Here is an 18,030-nt window from a genome sequence, read left to right as displayed (position 1 = left end):
CATTTTCGATGTTCAGGAAGGTCCCATGATAGTGACAAGATCCGATGACGATGCCGTATTGACCACAGAGGATGTGCTGCTCAGCCTGTGCAACTCGGTGACGGACGTTTTGAGTGCCGCGACCATGAGTCAGGTGCGGTTTTCCGGCATGGTGCAGCGGATCAGCAAGACCTGCCTCAAGCCGGATATCGGTTGTTTCGTGCTGTTCGATGGCGGTTTTTCCGGTCTGGTGGTGATCAACTTCTCCGCCGCCGCCGCCATGGAGCTGTACGAGAGCTACATGCTGAGCATGGGGCTCTCCAAGGAGGATCTCGCCATCTCCCACACCTCTGACGAGGTGAGCAACGTGATGGGCGAGCTGATGAACCAGATCGTCGGCAGCTTCACCGTCAAGGTGGGCCGGGATCTGCAGACCCACATCACCCAGAACCAGCCGAAGATGCTGGCCCTCAACAAGCAGGTGATGCTGAGCGTCGATACCAATCTCGACAGCCCGGAGTCCCGCCGCGTCACCTTCTTCACCGCCCGCAACAACATCTTCTATCTGGAGCTGGCGATGGACAAAACCGAGTTCATCCGCATCCACAATGAGGGGATGGAGCATGAAGAGCTGGATCCCGATGCGCTGATCGCCCAGGCCAAGCAGGATGCCGCCAAGCCGGTTCAGGCTGCGGCCCCGGTCGCCAACGATCACGACGATCTGCTCGACTCTCTGGGTATTTGAGTCAAACGCCGGATAGCAACAAGGCCACCTTCGGGTGGCCTTGTTGTATCGGTGCGAACAACAGTTGTTAGAAGTTGTAGAGCAGGCCGGTGTTGAACATCACGGATTCAGAATCGTAGAAGTTGATGTCGGAATCGGACTTGGCATAGCCAGCGGTAAAGGTTGCGGAGAGCGGCGCAATACCGAACAGGCGGTGCCAGAAGAAGGTACCGGTCAGGGCAAACTCGTCGGAGTCGGCGTTTTGGCCAAAGATCGGGTTGGCCTCATCATATTTGGTCTGGCCCAGATAGGCGTTGCTGACGAAAGACCACTGGGAAGCGCGCATGCCGTAGGTCAACTGGAGGCCGTTGCTCTTGTAGCTTTGGGCGCTGCCATCCAGATCGGCTTGACGGTAGATAAAGGCTGGCTCCAGCATCTGACCGGGTGCCAGCTGCCATTTGTAGGAGAGGTCGAGGGCGTGGATCTTGCCGTTGCGATCCAGTTTGGCTGCAGTATCGGCGCCGTACTGGCTGCCGCTGCGCTCCTCATCCACCTCGATGTTGCGGGTGGTCAGGCTGCCATTGAAGTTGCTACCCCAGATGCTGTCCCAGGCGAAGCGAACCCCTTTTGACTTGATATCGGTCGACTGGCGATCAACGCCTACAGCGAAGGGATCGCTCCACTGCTCGGTCGGCATGGCATTAAAGACCACGGAGCCAGCTACGATGCCCTTGTCGCTCATCTCCTGACGGATACCGAGCTGCTGGGTGAAGTCGAAACGGATGGCATCCTGGATCAGGTTACCGAGGAAGACCTGGGTGCGGGTATCGGCAAAGGTGTAGCGGATATCGGCGTTGAGTAGCGGGGCAACGGCGGAGCTGCTCTCGGCACTGCCCAGTCCGCTCAGGCGGCGGTTTTCATCATCACCGCTATAAAAATTCGATTCGTAATTGATGACACTGACCCCGCCGAGCAGGAAACCGGACCAGCCAGACTCCTTGGGAATTTCACCCAAATCAGCATAAGCACTATTTGCGACCAGCAGGCCCAGGCCCAGCAAGGTGGTGTTGCGCATCGGATAACTCCTAAATTAAATGGTGGTGAATTTTTTCGGCCGGTGAGTATAAAGAAAAAACCTTAATGGCAACTGACTCAATATTGCCAATTATCCTAACCCACTCATTTCATTCGGCGAATCGTTAATTAATTGTGCGAGATTAAGAAGAGTTCACTCGGTTGTGCTGGTATTCTGTACCGCGAATATCGGGGGAAAACAATAAGATGAAACAGATTAAATCCTGGGCGCAATATTATGTCGATCTGATGACCAAGCTGGGACTGGTGCGCTTTAGCATGTTCCTGGCGGCGGGCATTATCGTGCTGGCGGTCGCCATCCAGATGGGGGTGACCCTGTTCCTGCGCGGCAATATCGATGTGATCGACTTCGTTCGCTCGGTCTTTTTTGGCCTGCTGGTGACCCCCTGGGCGGTCTATTTTCTCTCCATCGTGGTGGATCAGCTGGAGGATTCCCGTCAGCGACTGAGCCGGATGGTGCGCAAGCTGCAAGATATGCGCGAGCGGGATCTGGAGCTCAATACCCAGCTGCAGGAGAACATCAGCCGCCTCAACGCCCAGATTGCCGAGACCAACCGGGCCGAGAGCCTGCGTCTGCAGGCCATCGAGGATCTCGAGAACGAGGTGTTCCAGCGAGAGAAAGCCCAGCTTCATCTGGGGGAGCGTACTGCCCTGCTGCGCTCCTTTATCGACTGCTCCCCCGATCTGGTCTACTACCGCAACGAGGATGAGCAGTTTTCCGGTTGCAACCGCGCCATGGAGGAGCTGACCGGCAAGGTGGAGGCCGAGCTGATCGGTCTGACCCCGTTCGATGTCTACAAGCAGGAGATCGCCAACAAGGTGGTGGAGACCGACAAGCAGGTTTTTGCCAGCAACGAGCCGCTCACCTACGAACAGTGGCTGGAGTATCCCGATGGCCGCAAGGCTTACTTCGAGCTGCGCAAGGTGCCCTTCTTCGACCGCTTCGGCAAGCGACTCGGCCTGCTCGGTTTTGGCCGCGATATCACCGAGCGCAAGCAGTATCAGGACAAGCTGGAGAAGGCGAGCCGCGACAAGACCACCTTCATCTCCACCATCAGCCACGAGCTGCGTACTCCGCTCAACGGCATCGTGGGCTTAAGCCGGATGCTGATGGATACCCCCCTCGATCCCAAGCAGCATCAGCAGCTCAAGACCATTCACCTGAGTGCGGTGACCCTTGGCAATATCTTCAACGACATCATCGACTTGGACAAACTGGATCGCCGTCGCCTCGAAATTGCACCGACCCGTATCGATCTGCCCGCCTTCCTCGACGAGCTGGAGACCCTGTCGCGCATTCAGGCGGAGCAGAAGGGGCTCTATCTCCATTTCGATCGGGATGGCGACATGCCGCAATTCGTGATGGCTGACGGCACCCGCCTGCGTCAGGTGCTGTGGAATCTGGTGGGCAACGCGGTCAAGTTTACCGATGAGGGGGGCGTCACCGTGCGTTGCCTATCCCATCCCGCCGACGAGCCGGGCAAGCTGGCCCTGCACTTCGAGGTGGAGGATACCGGTATCGGTATCCCGCGCGCCCAGCAGGAGAAGATCTTCGCCATGTACTATCAGGTGCAGGGCAAGAAGCACGCCACCGGCACCGGAATTGGCCTCGCGGTCTCCCGTCAGCTGGTGCAGGCGATGGGCGGCCAGCTCTATGTGGACAGCGATCCGGGCGAAGGCTCCTGCTTTACCGCCGAATTGGAAGTGGCTTGCGCCGAGCCTGTGTTGCCAGAGCAGGAGGAGGAGATGCCCTCCCTCGATATCCTGCTGGTGGAGGATGTGGAGCTTAACGTGACGGTGGCCTGCGCCTTGCTCAACAAGCTGGGTCATCAGGTGCAGGTGGCACGGGACGGCACCCAGGCGTTGGCGATGGCCAACCCGGATGATTTCGACCTCATTTTGCTCGATATCCAGCTGCCGGACATGACCGGCTTCGATGTGGCGAAAACCCTGCTGGAGCGTTATGGCGACAGCCTGCCACCCATGGTGGCGCTCACCGCCAACTCCACCGGCGATCGCCAGTACTACCGGGATCACGGCATGCAGGATGTCATTAACAAGCCGCTTGGCTCCAAAGCGGTGCGGGAGGTGATTGGTCACCTGTTTGCCGATCTGGCCGAGGATGAAGCGGACGAGCAGGCGGATGCGGGCAATCAGGATGCCCTGCTGGATATCCCCTTCCTCACCGATTACGCCGATACCGTGGGCAAGCCGGTGCTGCTCTCCAGCGTTGATCTGTTCGAGAAGATGATGCCGGACTACATGGCAGTGCTCGACTCCAACATGATTGCCAAGGATCAAGCGGGGGTGGTGGAAGAGGCGCACAAGATAAAAGGGGCGGCAGGCTCCATCGGTCTGCGCCGTCTGCAACAGACAGCCCAGCTGATCCAGAGCCCGGATCACCCCGCCTGGTGGGAAAACGTGGAAGACTGGATTGAGACGCTGCGCCGGGAATATCCGGGCGATATCGCCCGTCTGCGGCGCTGGTTGCTGTCTTGAGGCTGGAGGTTGTCTTGAGTCTAATGGAAGTTGCTGGCAAGGAGCTGCGAGATGTATAGCCGTTTGATTACCCCCGCGCGCATCCACTCCTGGGGGGATGAGGAGCTGCTGGAGGCGACCGAGCAGGATCGCGCCCGTATCGTGCAGGCCGCGCCGGTGCGCCGGTTGCAGCAGAAGACCCAGGTCTTTCCGCTCGATGTGAAGGCCTCGGTGCGCAGTCGCCTCACCCACTCGCTGGAGGTGCAGGAGACCGGTCGCCAGATCAGCCGTCGTATTCTGGCCGCCTTGCCAGCCGGGATGGTCTGTGAAGGGGCTTTTATCAATCTGGTGGAGATGTCCTGCCTGCTTCATGACGTGGGCAACCCGCCGTTTGGCCACTTTGGCGAGCAGGTGATGAGCCAGTGGCTCGGCGAGATGCTCGATCCCCTCTATCAGCAGGCGCTGGCGCAGCCACCTTCGGCCCAGTGGGCTGAATTGCGTCAGGATCTGCAACTGTTTGATGGCAACGCCCAGAGTCTGCGGCTGGTGCACAGCCTGCACGAGCTCAACCTGACACTTGGACAACTGGCAGCGCTCTGCAAATATCCGCAGCAGCCGCAACCCGGCGTGAGCTATGGTCAGCATCATGGCTGGAGCAGCAAGCGGGGCATCTTCTTTAGCGAGCAGCCGCTCTACCGGGCCCTCGGTCAGAGCCTGGGATTGGCCCCCGGCTGCCGTCATCCGCTGGTTTACATCATGGAGGCGGCCGATGACATCTCCTACTGCATCGCCGATCTGGAAGATGCGGTAGATCGGCGGATCCTGACTCAGGGTGAACTGCTGGCGGCGCTGCGAGCTGCTGACCAGAGTGACTACATGGGCACCTTACTGGATGACGTGCTTGCCAGTGGTCGGGGCTTTTTTCCCCATTTTCGCCAGCAACTGACCCGGGATCTGGTGGCGCTGGCGGCGCAGAGCTATGTCAGCGAACATCAGGCCATTTTGCAGGGCTCCTATCCGCAAGCGCTGCTGCACGGTCAGGAGCCGGCGGCGCGGGTGCTCGATATCCTCAAGCAGGTGGCCCGCGAGCTGGTCTTTATGCGCCCCGAAGTCGAGGCTCTCGAACTGGAAGGGTATGCGGCGCTGCGCGGGGTGCTGACCAGTTATGCCTGTCTATTGGCACTGCCAGCGCCACAGTTTACTCGCCTGCTGGCCGGGGAGGGGAGTCAGGCGCTTTTCTTTGCGCGCCGCCTCTATCACCGCCTCTCGGCCCGCCATCTCAAGGCCTATCGATTGGCGATCGCCACTCCGGATCCGCGCTTTGCCTGCCAGAACGAGCAGGAGTGGTATTACCGGGTGCGGCTGCTGCTCGATTATGTCAGCGGCATGACGGATACCTATGTACTGGAAGAGTACCGGCTACTCTCGGGGATCTGATGTCCCAAGCTCCCTTTCGGGCAGCATAAAATGCCGTAAAAACGTTTAAAAAGGAGTCGCAAGAGGCTTGTTTTAAATTCGGATATTTTTTAGACTTCTGCAACCTGTTCAACTTTTATCCGGTAAGGAGACGAATATGCAACATCTGATGCTCAATATTGCATTCTCTCGCGGCACTGCGTGCGGCGTGAAATCTCGTGCTCTTTTACCGCGTGGCGTAAACAGGTAACCCCTGTCTTTTTATCACCCGCGGTTCGTCCCGCAGGGTGATATCCACTTTCTCCGGGAGAACCGCATGTTCAACTGGAGAATGTCATGTCTATCGAACTGGTTTTACTGCGCAGTGTTGAATCCCTGGTCCAGAGAAGGATTGCCCGGGTCGAGCGTCGTCTCGTGCAGGTCAATTTGTCACCCGCCCTGCTCAGGGATATCGGGCTGGAAGGATATCAGGGTCAAATCGCCCTCGTTCGCGAGCGGGAGTATCAAACCGGCTTCCGCCTCGGGAATCGAATAACCTGATCGCGAAGGGGAGAATAAGATCCCCCTCGCTAGTGAAATGGCAGGCTGCATGCCTGCCATTTTTCCATCTTATGGTTGATTCCAGGTTCACATGTTGGTGACTCAGTATTATCCTCTCCGCCCTCTTTGTAACAGTTGCGATTGTTTTCTCGCCTTGCGTCGTCAGGATCTGCAAGATTAGAGGTGGCAGCCCTATCTGTTTTATTCATCAGGACAAGACCTTATGCCACTCTTTCGTCAGCTTTTTCTTCCCATTTTGCTGTTGTTTTCAGGCATGTTGGCTGTTGCGGCTCCCCAGCCGCAAGATGAGAGCACAAGTAACGAAATTTCTGCACAAAAGGAGCTGCTGGTCGGGGTTCCCCGTGGTGGTTATCCCCCTTTCATCTATCAACTCCCCAACCAGCGTTATGCCGGTCCGCTCAAGGAGTTGGCCTCGCGCATTGCAGCCGAAATGAGCGTGTCCCTGCGCTATATCTCCTACAACTCCTACGTAGATGCCCAGATTGCTCTCCAAGGCGGCCAGATCGATGCATTAATCGGAGTCGAACGTAATGCTCTTGAGCTGAAGGGGATAAACCATATCGGCAGTATCGGTTCATATGCCCGTTCCATTTTAATGCATACCCCGGATCAGCAATTGACCCTGGAGCAGGCGCGCAAGTTACGCTGGGTCTGTATTCGTGGTTTTGGCAGTTGTAATGAATTGGCTCGTTTGGGGATCTCTGATGTAACTGAGCTGGAGAGCCGCACTGAGGCGACCTATATGGTCAAGCTGGGCGCTGTCGATGCATATCTTGAGTTGGGTCCAATTGTTACCCTCAAGATGGAGAGAATGCCCGCGTCAATGGGAGTTGTCGCTCCAGGGTGGCTTTCTGGCAGCACGCTGACGATGGCGACCAGCTCCCGCCAGCCAGAACTGAGCGAGAAGCTTTGGCATGCATATCAACAGATACCCGTTGCAGACTCACGATTACGGTTGCATCAGAAAGATGAACGCGCCAACGCTGGCCTTTTGCTGGAACCAGATGAGGCTAGTTGGCTGAAGCAGAGAAACAAGGTGATCAAGTTCGCCGTTGCCCCCGGATTTGCCGGCATCAGTGAAATCGATGACGAAGGTGAATTGCATGGCTATACGGCAGACCTGATGAAGTTATTGAGTCTGCGCTCCGGGATCCGCTTTGAGCTGGCGTCGACAAATACCTGGCAGGAGTCACTTAAACAGCTGAAAGAGCACAAAGTGGACCTTATTCCCTTGATGACACCGCTCAAGGATCGTCAGTCCTTTGCCTCTTTTACCTCCTCCTATCTGAAGTTCGACAGCTATGTCGTAGCCAGACACGGTGCTCGCCCGCTGAAGTCGCTGGTCGAGCTGAAAGGGCGTCTGATTGGTGGTGTGACGGGTTCTTACGAAGCCTCTCTCATTCACGCGCTGGGCGCCAATATTATCGAAGTGGGCAAGGATGCCGATTTACTGACCTTGCTTGACACTGGGCGAGCCGAATATGTGCTGTTGACCATGACCAATCTGGGACAGCAGGCGATGAAGGGTTTCAATGATAAGTATCAGGTAGTGCTGAGCTCCCCCGAATTTTCCGTACCTATCAGTATGGCCGTCGATAATGCTCAGCCCGAGTTGCTCCGCATCATGGACAAGTTGCTGCTGACCATCACGGATGAGGAGTGGCAACTGCTGGAACGACGCTGGCTCAATGTGTCGGTCAATATCGAGTCTGATTACACCCTGATTTACAAATGGTTGGCCATAGGGGGGGGCGCCTTGCTCGTCAGTGGTTTGCTGGTGATGTTCTGGGCTCGCAGTTTGCGTCGCCAGATTGCGCAGCGGAAAATCGCAGAGGACAAGCTGAACGAACAGTTGCTGTTTGTGCAGACCTTGCTCAACTCACTGCCAACCATGGTGGCGCTACGTGATAGCGAGCAGCGGATCACCTTGTGCAATCAGGCCTATCGCGATGCTTTCCTTGGTGCTGGCAGTAGCAGTGAGGAGCTGCAAAACATGCCAGAGACACTCAGAAACAGTGTGTTGGAAGAAGAGCGCCGGGTGTGGCAGACCGGACAGGATCTGGAGGGGGCAGGGAGCAACCTGCGAGCAGATGGCACGCCCTGCCATGTTATCTATGCCAAACGTCCTTATCGCGATCCCGATGGCAATATGCTGGGGGTGTTGACAGTACTGACCGATGTCAGCCGGATCAAAGAGGCGGAGGAGCGCGCCCGTCAGGCTGAAAATCGCCTTACCCAGATTACCGACAGCATGCCTGGGGTGGTCTATCAGTATTTGTGGCAAGGACCCGGCAAGGGGCGGTTTTTGTATGCTTCTCAGGGGGCCAGCGAGATCCTCGGGGCTTCCCGGCAGGAGCTGTTCAATGCCGAATCGGGTGGTGAGGTGTTCGGCTTTACCGAAGAGGCGCTCCAGGATTTTGTCAGCAAGGTGGCCAATCATGCCGAGACTCTGGCGCCCCTCGATCTGGAGGTCAAGGTAGAGCGACCTGATGGAGATCGTTATCTGCAAGTGCGTGGCAACTTTGTCAGACAGGAGCAGCAGGCACTGATCCTCAATGGGGTGATTCAGGACATCACTGCCCTCAAGCAACAGGAATATGAGCTGCGCGAAGCTCGCGCCTATGCCGAGCAGGCGATGCAGGCTCGCAGCCGCTTTTTGGCAACCATGAGCCATGAACTACGAACACCCATTTCAGGCATGCATGGCATGCTCGAATTGCTGCAAATGAGCGAGCTGAACGACGACCAGCGTTTTATGGTGCGCAATGTGGTCACCTCGACCAACAACCTGCTCTATCTGGTCAATGACATCCTCGATTTCTCCAAGATAGAAGCGGGTCAGTTGCAGTTGAATTACCAGAGCAGCCGGTTGCAAACGGTGATCTGCGATGCCATTCGTGGCCATGCGACACTGGCTCATAACAAGGGGCTCCACGTGGTGCTGGAGTGGGAGCATCATGTGCCGGATTGGGCCGACATCGATGGGGTGCGTATTGGTCAGGTCATCTCCAACCTGCTCAACAATGCGGTGAAGTTTACTGAACAAGGAGGGATTACGATTCGGGTCAGCTATCTGAGTGAGCAACTGGCCATCAGTGTCAGTGACACCGGTATTGGGATTGCCGAAGAGAAGCAGGCGTTGCTGTTCACGCCTTTTGAGCAGGTGGAGTCAGATATCAACCGTCGTTTTGGTGGCACCGGCTTGGGGTTGGCAATCTGTGAGCAGCTGGTATGCAAAATGGGGGGGGCACTGACACTGACCAGCAAGGCAGGGGAGGGCTCCAGCTTCCGCTTTACCGTGCCGCTAACCAATCCGCAGTGGGATCCCCCAGCTCTGGCTGACACAGAATGGTGGTTTTTCAGCGATGACACCAACCTCGAAGCGGCCATGGTACGGCAGGGGGCCAAGCTCAGGTACTTGGGGGCCAGTGAGCTCAGTCGCTCACTGGACGGGTTGCTGTTGGCCGATCAACGGTGGCTTGAGCAAGCGCTGGGAGGGGAATGGCAAAGCTGGCTGCAACACTCTGCGCTGAAGGGGATCATAGCGTCACCCGATGAAGCGTTGCGGGGTCGGATTGGTGAACAAAAATGGTGGCGTCTGGGTCTATCTCCTCTCTATCCGGATCTTCTGCTGGAGAGTTGCCACGAATTACTACAGGAGCGGGTCACACCAATCCTCCCTGCGCTTGCAGAGAAGCTGGGTGGCAAAGTACTGGTGGCAGATGATCATCCGGTCAATCGTGCCTTGCTGGCACGGCAGTTGGCCATTCTTGGTATCGAGGCTCAGGTTGTGGAAGATGGCGAGAAGGCTCTACGGGCCTGGCAGGGACAGCAATTCTCTCTGCTTTTGACTGATTGCCATATGCCGGTGATGGATGGTTATGCTCTGACCAAGGCGTTGCGGGCTGCGGGAGTGACGGCCCCCATCATTGGGGTAACGGCGGATACGTCGGAAGAGGCGAGTGCTCGTATGGTAGAGGCTGGCATGAGTGACATGTTACTGAAGCCCTACCCGCTGGATATCTTGCGCCAGATGCTGGCCCATTGGCTGGCAGAGAGGACGCCAACCAGAAACGCGGTTGCGCCCGTTGATGGGGCTACAGGCATGCAGGCTGAGCGCTGGTTGGCGCTGTTTGGTGACGAGCTGACCGCGCGAGTCATGGCGGTGGAGTATCTCGATTCCAACCGGCAGGATGGCGAGGCCATGATGGCAGCACTGATTTGTCATGATGCCAGCGCCTTGGTAGAGACCGCCCACCGGATCAAGGGGGCTGCCCGAATGGTCGGGTTGGAGGAGCTTGCCAGCCAGGCTGCCATGCTGGAATCGGCAGCGCGATTGAAGCGGCTCGACGAGATCGACGATCTGGTCAACACAGTGCAGAGGTTGATGACGGCGATTGCCCACGACATTGGATTATGGCTCGATGAAAAAAGCACAACATGAGTTGGTCATCATGGTCGTGGAAGACCATGGATTTCAGCGCAAGGCGCTGCTGCACCAGATCCGCAGCCTGGGTTACCAGAATCTGCTGGAAGCGGTTGATGGTGTCGAGGCATTGGCGCTTAGCCAGCAACACAACGTCGATATCCTGTTTTGTGATCTGCGAATGCCCGGAATGGATGGCATGGCGCTGTTGCGCCGCCTGTCGCTGGGTGGTTTTCAGGGCGGCATTATCCTCTCCAGCGCGCTTGAGGGGGATGTGGTAGAAGCCGTATTGCGTATGAGTACCGCTTATGGCTTGCAGGTGCTGGGTCGCATAGAGAAACCCTCAACGCCGCAGCAGCTCCAGCCGCTTATCCAGGCTTGGTCACCCCGGCAGGAACCCCTCAGGGAGGAAGAGGGGCACAGAATAGGACTCGATGAGTTGCGTCGGGCGATCGAACAAGATCAACTGCTGCCCTGGTATCAGCCCAAGGTGAGTTTTGCATCCGGCGAGTGGGTCGGGATGGAGGCGTTGGCCCGCTGGCAACACCCCGAGTTTGGCCTGATCCCGCCCGGGCGTTTTATTTCACTGGCGGAGCACAACGGGCTTATCGATCCGTTGACTGAGGTGATCATCAGCAAATCTCTGAGTGATGGCCATTTATGGGAGGAAACCGGGTTGTCACTCAATCTGTCGATGAACCTCTCCACCACCTCACTCATTGAAGGGGATCTTTGCAACTTATTGATTGATCAGTGCAAGCGCTGGAGTATCAATCCGGAGCTTATCACTCTGGAGGTGACCGAGAGCGCATTCGTACAGGATCTGGGCAAGTCTCTGGAGGTGCTGACCCGGCTGAGGATGCATGGTTTTGGCCTCTCCATCGATGATTTTGGTACCGGCTACTCCTCGATGCAGCAGCTGGCACTGTTGCCGTTCACCGAACTCAAGCTGGATCGCTCTTTCGTCGATCGCTGCCATGCCGATCCGTCACGTTTGGCTATCATCGAGTCCAGTATCGAGTTGGCCCGCAAGCTGGGGCTGAAGTCGGTGGCGGAAGGGGTAGAGGATGAGGCGACCTGGCGAGTGCTGGCCCAACTCGGTTGCGACCTCTGTCAGGGATTTTTCTCTGCCCGCCCGATGCCACGCAGTGAATTGGCTAATTGGCACCGGACTTGGCAAGATAGATTGCCTACACTGATATCTATCTGATTCTGTTGGCTGGATCCCTCCGTTTGAACAAGGATGTTCATGAAAATCTCAAGTAAGTTGCTGCTCAGCTTCGGTTTTATCAACCTGCTGATCCTGCTCTCCTCTACGCTGGTCTATTACCGGCTGACCCAGATCAATCAGGCCCAACACACCCTGCTGGAGCAGGCGCTGCCCGCTTTGCAGCGGGATGAGGCGAGCCAGAAGGCGCTGGTTGCCACCGTTTCTGCCTTGCGTGGCTATCTGATCCTCGGCAAGGATCCGGCTCAGGCTTCCCGCCTCAAGCAGGAGTGGGAGTCGGCCTGGCAGGCCATCGCCCATCAGGCCTTCAGTCCGGCGCTCGCCAAGTCTCTCGAGACCTTCAAAAGCCATCAGGAGAAGGTGTGGACCATCGCCCAGAGTGAAGAGAATCTGCCCGCTCACACCCTGATGCTGCAGGAGGCGGGTCCGCTGGCGGAGGCTGCGCTCGATCAGCTGCAATCCTTTGCCAATGAAGAAGTTGGCACCCCGCAGGATCAACTCTCCGGCGATCGCCGCATGCTGCTCAAGCAGGTGGGAGATGCCTACAACAGCCTCGCCAATTCCCTCTCTGCCCTGAGGGATTTTCTCATCTCAGGCGATCCCGAATACCGCAGCAAGTATCAGGATTACTACCAGTTTCACCAGCAGCGGGTGGCTGAGGTGAAGCAGCAAGCCGCGCTCTTTACCGACACCCAGCAGAGCCTCTGGCAGCTGTTTGAAGAGATGGCGACCCCTTTCTCCGAGCTGGTGGGGCAGGTGATCGAGAAACGCCAGGCGCCGGATTGGGATCAGGCAAACTACCTGATGGCCACCGACATCGAGCCGATGCAGTCCAACCTCAGCGAGCAGCTGGTCCAGCAGGTGGGGAAAACCCGTGCCGAGGTGGATCAGATTTCGGCGCAGATGACTGGAGCCGGGAGGGCTATCAACCAGACACTGCTGTTGGCTACCGGCAGCGCCATCGTGCTTGGCATGGTGGTCGCATGGCTCTTTAGTCGCCGTCTGACCCATGACATTGCCTGTCTGGTGACCCGGGCGGGGCAGGTTGCGGATGGCCGGCTGGCGGCCGAGCCCTTGCCAATCACAGGGCAGGATGAGTTGGGAGAATTGACTGGTTCCATCAACCGGATGTCTGCCCAGTTACATCATCTGGTCGGGGAGTTGCAGGGCGCAGTGGGGCAGGTCGAGGTGGCCTGTCTCGATGTGGGCAGCACTACCAGAGCCATAGTGGCGGACCTGACGGAGCAGGATCAGCGGGTCGATGCGGTGGCGGCGGCTATCGATCAGATGTCAGTGAGTGCTCGTGATGTGGCTGGCAACATTGCCGGTGTGGCGGATGGAGCCCATCAGGTGCGGCAGCAGACCCGTCAGGGAGAGGCCGCGCTGGCACGAATGAGCGATACCATGCAGCAGATTGCCGCCATGATTGGACAGGCCAACGAAGCCATGGGGCTGCTGGAGCATCAGAGTGAACAGGTGGGGCAGATCACCGAGGTGATCGCCACTATAGCCGAGCAGACCAACCTGCTTGCCCTCAATGCAGCGATCGAGGCGGCGCGGGCAGGCGAGCAGGGGCGCGGTTTTGCGGTGGTGGCCGATGAGGTTCGCCAGCTGGCAACCCGCACCCATCAATCCACTGCCGAGATCAGCCAGACTATTGCGGCCATCTCCCAGCAGACTCGCCAGACGGTAAGTACCGTCAGCAGCGGTACCCGGTTGGTGGAGCAAGGGCGGGATGCCGTCGGATTGGTGACCGATACCCTGAGTGCCATGAACCAGCTGGTGCAGTCGCTGTCGGGCCAGCTGGAGGCCATTTCGGTGGCAACCGAGCAGCAGTCGCGGGTGGCCGCCGAGGTATCCGGGACGGTCGACGACATTGCCGCGCTCAGTCGGCAATCCTGTCAGCGCAGTCAGCAGGGGGAGGAGATCGTAGCCAGACTGGCTGGTGATACCGGCAAGCTGAAGGCGGTCATCGCCCGCTTTGATCTTGATGCATGAGATGGCGGGATCATCCCGCCATTGCTATTGCCATTCACCGATCCGTCTGGCCCGTGGGTTTAGTCCAGACGTCTGAAGGTGTGGTTGTCGAAGCTGCTGGTGGTCTCCCGGTTGAGCAGGCTGACCAGCAAAATTGCCCGTTTCTCTCCATCCGGCTCCATATAGATGGCTTCGAATCCAGCCAACGGCCCCTCTTCAATCAGCACCTTGTCGCCCGAGCAGGGCAGGCAGGCGTAGCTGGCTCTCGCCTCGTCGCTGTCATCGCGGCTCATCAGCTGATAGACCAGCTTGCTGCTGATGGGGGTCCATTCACTGCCAAAGTGGATGATCCGGCTGATGCCGCGGGTCGATTTCAGGGTGACCGGTGTCACCTCTTCCAGATCGACAAAGATAAACAGGTAGTTGGGGAACATGGGTTCCCGTACCGGAACTCGCTTGCCCCGGCGCAGCTTCTCGATCTCCACCATGGGGTAATAGGATTCGATACCCTGGGCATCGAGGTGGGCGCGGGCGCGGGCCTCTTCTTTTGGCTTGCAGTAGGCCAGATACCATTTTTTCATGTTATGAGTATGTTCGTGTTGCCGTGCTCGCGGATATGATAGCGGCGCCAATAAAAAAGGCCACGCATTGCGTGGCCTTTTTTGCCGAGTGAGCAATTACCAACCTTTTACCAGGCCGCCTTTGAACAGCTCGAGACCTTTCTTGTAAACATCATCGGTCTGGAAAGCTTGTACGAACTGTTTGACCTTCTCGTCATCCTTGTTGTTGTCGCGGGCGACGATCAGGTTGACGTAGGGGGACTCTTTGTCTTCAACAAACAGGCCGTTTTCGGTCGGGGTCAGGCCAATCTGACCGGCGAAGGTGTTGTTGATGATGGCCAAGTCCACGTCTTCCAGCGAGCGCGGCAGTTGGGCTGCTTCCAGTTCCACAATCTTGAAGTTACGCGGGTTGCTGGCGATATCCAGTACGGTGGCTTCCAGACCGGCACCATCCTTCAGGGTGATCAGACCCTGTTTGGCCAGCAGGATCAGGGAGCGACCCAGGTTGGTCGGATCGTTTGGTACCGCGATCTGGGCGCCATCTTGCAGCTCGCTCAGCGCCTTGATCTTCTTCGAGTAACCGGCGATCGGGTAGACGAAGGTATTGCCAACCGGCACTAGCTTGAAGCCGCGATCACGCACCTGTGCATCCAGATAGGGTTTGTGCTGGAAGGCGTTGACGTCGATGCTGCCATCGTTCAGCGCTACGTTCGGGGTGACGTAGTCGGAGAAGTTGACCACCTCGACTGTCAGACCGTATTTCTCTTTGGCTACCTTGGCAGCCACTTCAACCAGTTCGGTCTCCGGGCCGGCAATAGCGCCCACTTTCAGAACCTTGCTCTCTTCTTTTTGACCGCAACCGGCCAGAACCAGACCAGCCAGCAGGGCAGCCGCAACGGATTTGATGCCAAATTTCATAAAACCTCCTGTCAGAAATCGACGATTAACGATGATCACATTTGTTGACCAGGCGCTCACCCGCGCTCTGGATAAGTTGAACCAGTACTACCAGGATAACCACGGTCACCAGCATGACGGTTGGGTCAAAGCGCTGATAACCATAACGAATACCCACATCCCCCAGACCACCGCCACCGATGGCCCCGGCCATGGCCGAGTAGTTCACCAGCGTGACGAGGGTAATGGTGACGCTGTTGAGGATGCCGGGCAGAGCCTCTGGCAGCAGCACCTTGGTGATAATTTGCAGCGGCTTGGCGCCCATCGCCTTGGCCGCTTCCAGCAGGCCGTCCGGCACTTCCATCAGGGCCCCTTCCACCAGACGGGCAATGAAAGGGATGCAACCGACAGTCAGCGGCACGATGGCAGCGATGGTGCCGATACTGGTGCCGACAATCAGCCGGGTCAGCGGAATGATGGCGACCAGCAGGATGATAAAGGGAACCGAGCGACCCACGTTGACCACCATACCCAGAGTACGGTTGAGCAAAGGGTTGGCCAGGATCTGGCCCGCCTTGGTCACATGCAGTGCCACGCCGAGCGGCAGACCCAGCAGGCAGCCGAACAGAGCGGAGGCAAACACCATGATCAGGGTGTCGCCCAGGGCCGTGATGAGCAGATTAATCATGGCTTCGGACATAACCCATTACCTCCAGCTGAATGTGGTTGTCGATAAGGAACTGCTGGGTGGCCTCGCACTGGACTTCATCCCCGAACAGCTCGGCCAGCAGAAAACCGAATTTGACGCCACCGGCGTATTCGATGTCTGCGCTCAGAATGCTGATGTCGATATTGAAACGGCGGCTCGCCTCGGAGATCAGCGGCGTATCGACCGTGCTGCCGGTAAAGCCGAGCTTCACCAGCGGGTAGCTGCCCGCCACCCGCTCACTGCTCATCCGATCCTGATACTCCTGCGGTACCTCCAGATGGATGGTGGAGTGGATGAAGTCACGGGCCAGCTGGGTTTTGGCGTTGCTGAAGAACCAGGCCACTTCGCCCTGCTCGATCAGACGGCCGTCGCTGATGATGGCCACTTCGTCACAGATCCCCTTCACCACGTCCATCTCGTGGGTGATGAGCAGGATGGTGAGCCCCAGCTTGACGTTGATCTCCTTGAGCAGGGTCAGGATCGAGCGGGTGGTCTGCGGGTCGAGGGCCGAGGTGGCCTCGTCGCAGAGCAGTACCTTGGGGGCCGGAGCCAGTGCGCGGGCAATGGCGACGCGCTGTTTCTGACCGCCGGAAAGCTCGGACGGATAGGCCTGGGCACGGGCTTCCAGCCCGACCAGTGCCAGCAACTCGGCAACCCGTTGCTGGATCTTCTCTTTGCTCCAGCCTGCCAGCTCCAGCGGAAAGGCGATGTTGGCAAACACAGTGCGGGAGGCAAGCAGGTTGAAGTGCTGGAAAATCATCCCGATCTGGCGGCGAGCCTGGGTCAGATCCCGTTCGCTCAGGGCGACCAGATCCTGGCCATCAACGATGACTTGGCCCTCTGTCGGGCGCTCCAGCAGGTTGACACAACGAATGAGGGTACTCTTGCCGGCACCGGAGGCACCGATCACCCCGAAAATTTTGCCTTGGGGTACATGCAGACTCACATCACGCAGGGCGTGCACGGCGTCACTGCCTGTACCGTAGACTTTGTTGAGACCGATCAACTTAATCATGGATTCTTCCGTGCTAACAGCCTTAAAGCACAGGGCGCTACAGGCGGGGAAATTGGGCAGAGGTTCCACTGGGTTACTCTGTCATCATGGAGGATGATGCTAAGATGTCTGGATGGCCATGTCAACGCATGTTTTTACGTCTAGACGTCTAAAAAAGTGATAAGGATTTCTGTCAGGCGGATAACGATCAGGATGGTATTGTTGCTCTGCCAGATCCTGTTTCGTCCCTGCGGCAGATAACCGAATTAAAGATGGTTTATAAACGGTAAATGCTGGTTTTATTAGTGTGTCAGCCCGTTTCTGTTCACATCTGCTGTCTAGCTTAATGCTCCTCCATCGTTACACAAATTGCTGCACAAATCGTTCCCTATTCGTGACCGGATCACCTGATCGCCACTTTGTCGGCGTCAACCTTGATGCAGCGCAAGGGGGGCACGGATAGGGATTGGGTCGGTGGCGCCGGTTTTTTATACTAATGACGTCGACAAGCATGGAGGGCAGTGCGATGAGATTCCAACAGATCAAAGAGTTGCTGCACTATCTTGAACAGGTTCATCACCAGCTCGGGCTCTGTTACGGGCGTTTGACCAGTCAGGTGGACAGCGAACGGAGCCGGATGTTGCTGGTCTATCTGCAAGGGCGTGAGGATGCGGCCAGTGCCCATCTGCACGAATATGCCGCTCAGCTGGGAGAGGCGGTCAGGGAGACCTGGCTGAACCAGAGTTTCAGCGAGGACATGCTGCCTGCCATTACCCGCTTCGAGCTGCCGGCATCAGTCCAGACTCAGGATATCGTCACTCAGGTATGCCGTTGGGAGGAGCAGCTGGTGGGCGAGCTGAGCCATCTGGCCCGGGAGTGCCCGACACCGGCCACCACCGCTTTGCTCGAGAATCTGGCCGGGCTGGAGCAGACCCGCCTGACCCGACTGGTGCACGGAGTGCACCGACTCGACGACATGTAACGGG

Annotated in this window: 13 protein-coding genes; 8 read left to right on the top strand and 5 right to left on the bottom strand. The window is 57.6% G+C overall.

Annotated features, from left to right (window positions below; all coding sequences use genetic code 11):
• Window positions 1-25 precede the first annotated feature (25 nt).
• Complete coding sequence (locus I6L49_RS12105; RefSeq protein ID WP_021231953.1) at window positions 26-724, top strand: DUF3334 family protein; 699 nt, start codon at window positions 26-28, stop codon at window positions 722-724.
• 67 nt (window positions 725-791) lie between these two features.
• Here the strand turns inward: I6L49_RS12105 and I6L49_RS12100 are convergent, their stop codons facing one another.
• Window positions 792-1,778 (bottom strand): DUF2860 family protein, encoded by a 987-nt coding sequence (locus tag I6L49_RS12100; RefSeq protein WP_019446216.1) that lies wholly within the window; start codon window positions 1,776-1,778, stop codon window positions 792-794.
• A gap of 206 nt (window positions 1,779-1,984) precedes the next feature.
• On the opposite strand from I6L49_RS12100, the gene arcB reads away from it, so the two are divergent.
• The 6 genes from arcB to I6L49_RS12070 all read left to right on the top strand — a co-directional run bounded on the left by arcB (window position 1,985) and on the right by I6L49_RS12070 (window position 13,905).
• Window positions 1,985-4,297: an aerobic respiration two-component sensor histidine kinase ArcB gene (gene arcB / locus I6L49_RS12095; RefSeq protein ID WP_042080553.1), complete on the top strand. Its 2,313-nt coding sequence runs from the start codon at window positions 1,985-1,987 to the stop codon at window positions 4,295-4,297.
• A 51-nt stretch (window positions 4,298-4,348) separates the two neighbouring features.
• Entirely contained in the window at window positions 4,349-5,713 is a 1,365-nt protein-coding gene (gene dgt / locus I6L49_RS12090; RefSeq protein WP_216949627.1) for a dGTPase, read from the top strand.
• 315 nt (window positions 5,714-6,028) lie between these two features.
• Window positions 6,029-6,232 (top strand): hypothetical protein, encoded by a 204-nt coding sequence (locus I6L49_RS12085; protein WP_005349248.1) that lies wholly within the window; start codon window positions 6,029-6,031, stop codon window positions 6,230-6,232.
• A gap of 223 nt (window positions 6,233-6,455) precedes the next feature.
• Window positions 6,456-10,697, top strand: a complete 4,242-nt coding sequence (locus tag I6L49_RS12080; protein WP_216949626.1) for a transporter substrate-binding domain-containing protein — start codon at window positions 6,456-6,458, stop codon at window positions 10,695-10,697.
• Window positions 10,678-11,889 (top strand): EAL domain-containing protein, encoded by a 1,212-nt coding sequence (locus tag I6L49_RS12075; RefSeq protein ID WP_216949625.1) that lies wholly within the window; start codon window positions 10,678-10,680, stop codon window positions 11,887-11,889. Before I6L49_RS12080 ends, I6L49_RS12075 begins: the two co-directional genes overlap by 20 nt.
• A gap of 39 nt (window positions 11,890-11,928) precedes the next feature.
• On the top strand, window positions 11,929-13,905 hold the full coding sequence (locus I6L49_RS12070) for a methyl-accepting chemotaxis protein (protein WP_216949624.1): 1,977 nt from the start codon (window positions 11,929-11,931) through the stop codon (window positions 13,903-13,905).
• 59 nt (window positions 13,906-13,964) lie between these two features.
• On the opposite strand, the gene rfaH is transcribed toward I6L49_RS12070, so the two are convergent.
• From rfaH to metN, 4 genes are all read right to left on the bottom strand, one after another.
• Window positions 13,965-14,465 carry a transcription/translation regulatory transformer protein RfaH gene (rfaH, locus tag I6L49_RS12065; RefSeq protein WP_216949623.1) on the bottom strand — a complete coding sequence of 167 codons (501 nt, stop codon included), beginning with the start codon at window positions 14,463-14,465 and terminating at the stop codon, window positions 13,965-13,967.
• Between the two features lie 96 nt (window positions 14,466-14,561).
• Window positions 14,562-15,362, bottom strand: a complete 801-nt coding sequence (metQ, locus tag I6L49_RS12060; protein WP_005339072.1) for a methionine ABC transporter substrate-binding lipoprotein MetQ — start codon at window positions 15,360-15,362, stop codon at window positions 14,562-14,564.
• A 25-nt stretch (window positions 15,363-15,387) separates the two neighbouring features.
• Complete coding sequence (locus I6L49_RS12055; protein ID WP_005339070.1) at window positions 15,388-16,041, bottom strand: methionine ABC transporter permease; 654 nt, start codon at window positions 16,039-16,041, stop codon at window positions 15,388-15,390.
• Window positions 16,022-17,065 (bottom strand): methionine ABC transporter ATP-binding protein MetN, encoded by a 1,044-nt coding sequence (metN, locus tag I6L49_RS12050; protein WP_216949622.1) that lies wholly within the window; start codon window positions 17,063-17,065, stop codon window positions 16,022-16,024. The genes I6L49_RS12055 and metN overlap by 20 nt, the downstream gene beginning before the upstream one ends.
• Before the next feature lie 505 nt (window positions 17,066-17,570).
• On the opposite strand from metN, the gene I6L49_RS12045 reads away from it, so the two are divergent.
• Window positions 17,571-18,026, top strand: coding sequence for a hypothetical protein (locus tag I6L49_RS12045; RefSeq protein WP_043822996.1), 456 nt, complete (start codon window positions 17,571-17,573; stop codon window positions 18,024-18,026).
• Window positions 18,027-18,030: the final 4 nt, after the last annotated feature.

Source organism: Aeromonas sp. FDAARGOS 1419 (assembly GCF_019047045.1).
GTDB classification, from domain to species: Bacteria; Pseudomonadota; Gammaproteobacteria; order Enterobacterales; family Aeromonadaceae; genus Aeromonas; species Aeromonas veronii.
The sequence above is the reverse complement of the archived record's forward strand: the minus strand, read 5'-3'. Positions and strand labels throughout refer to the sequence as shown.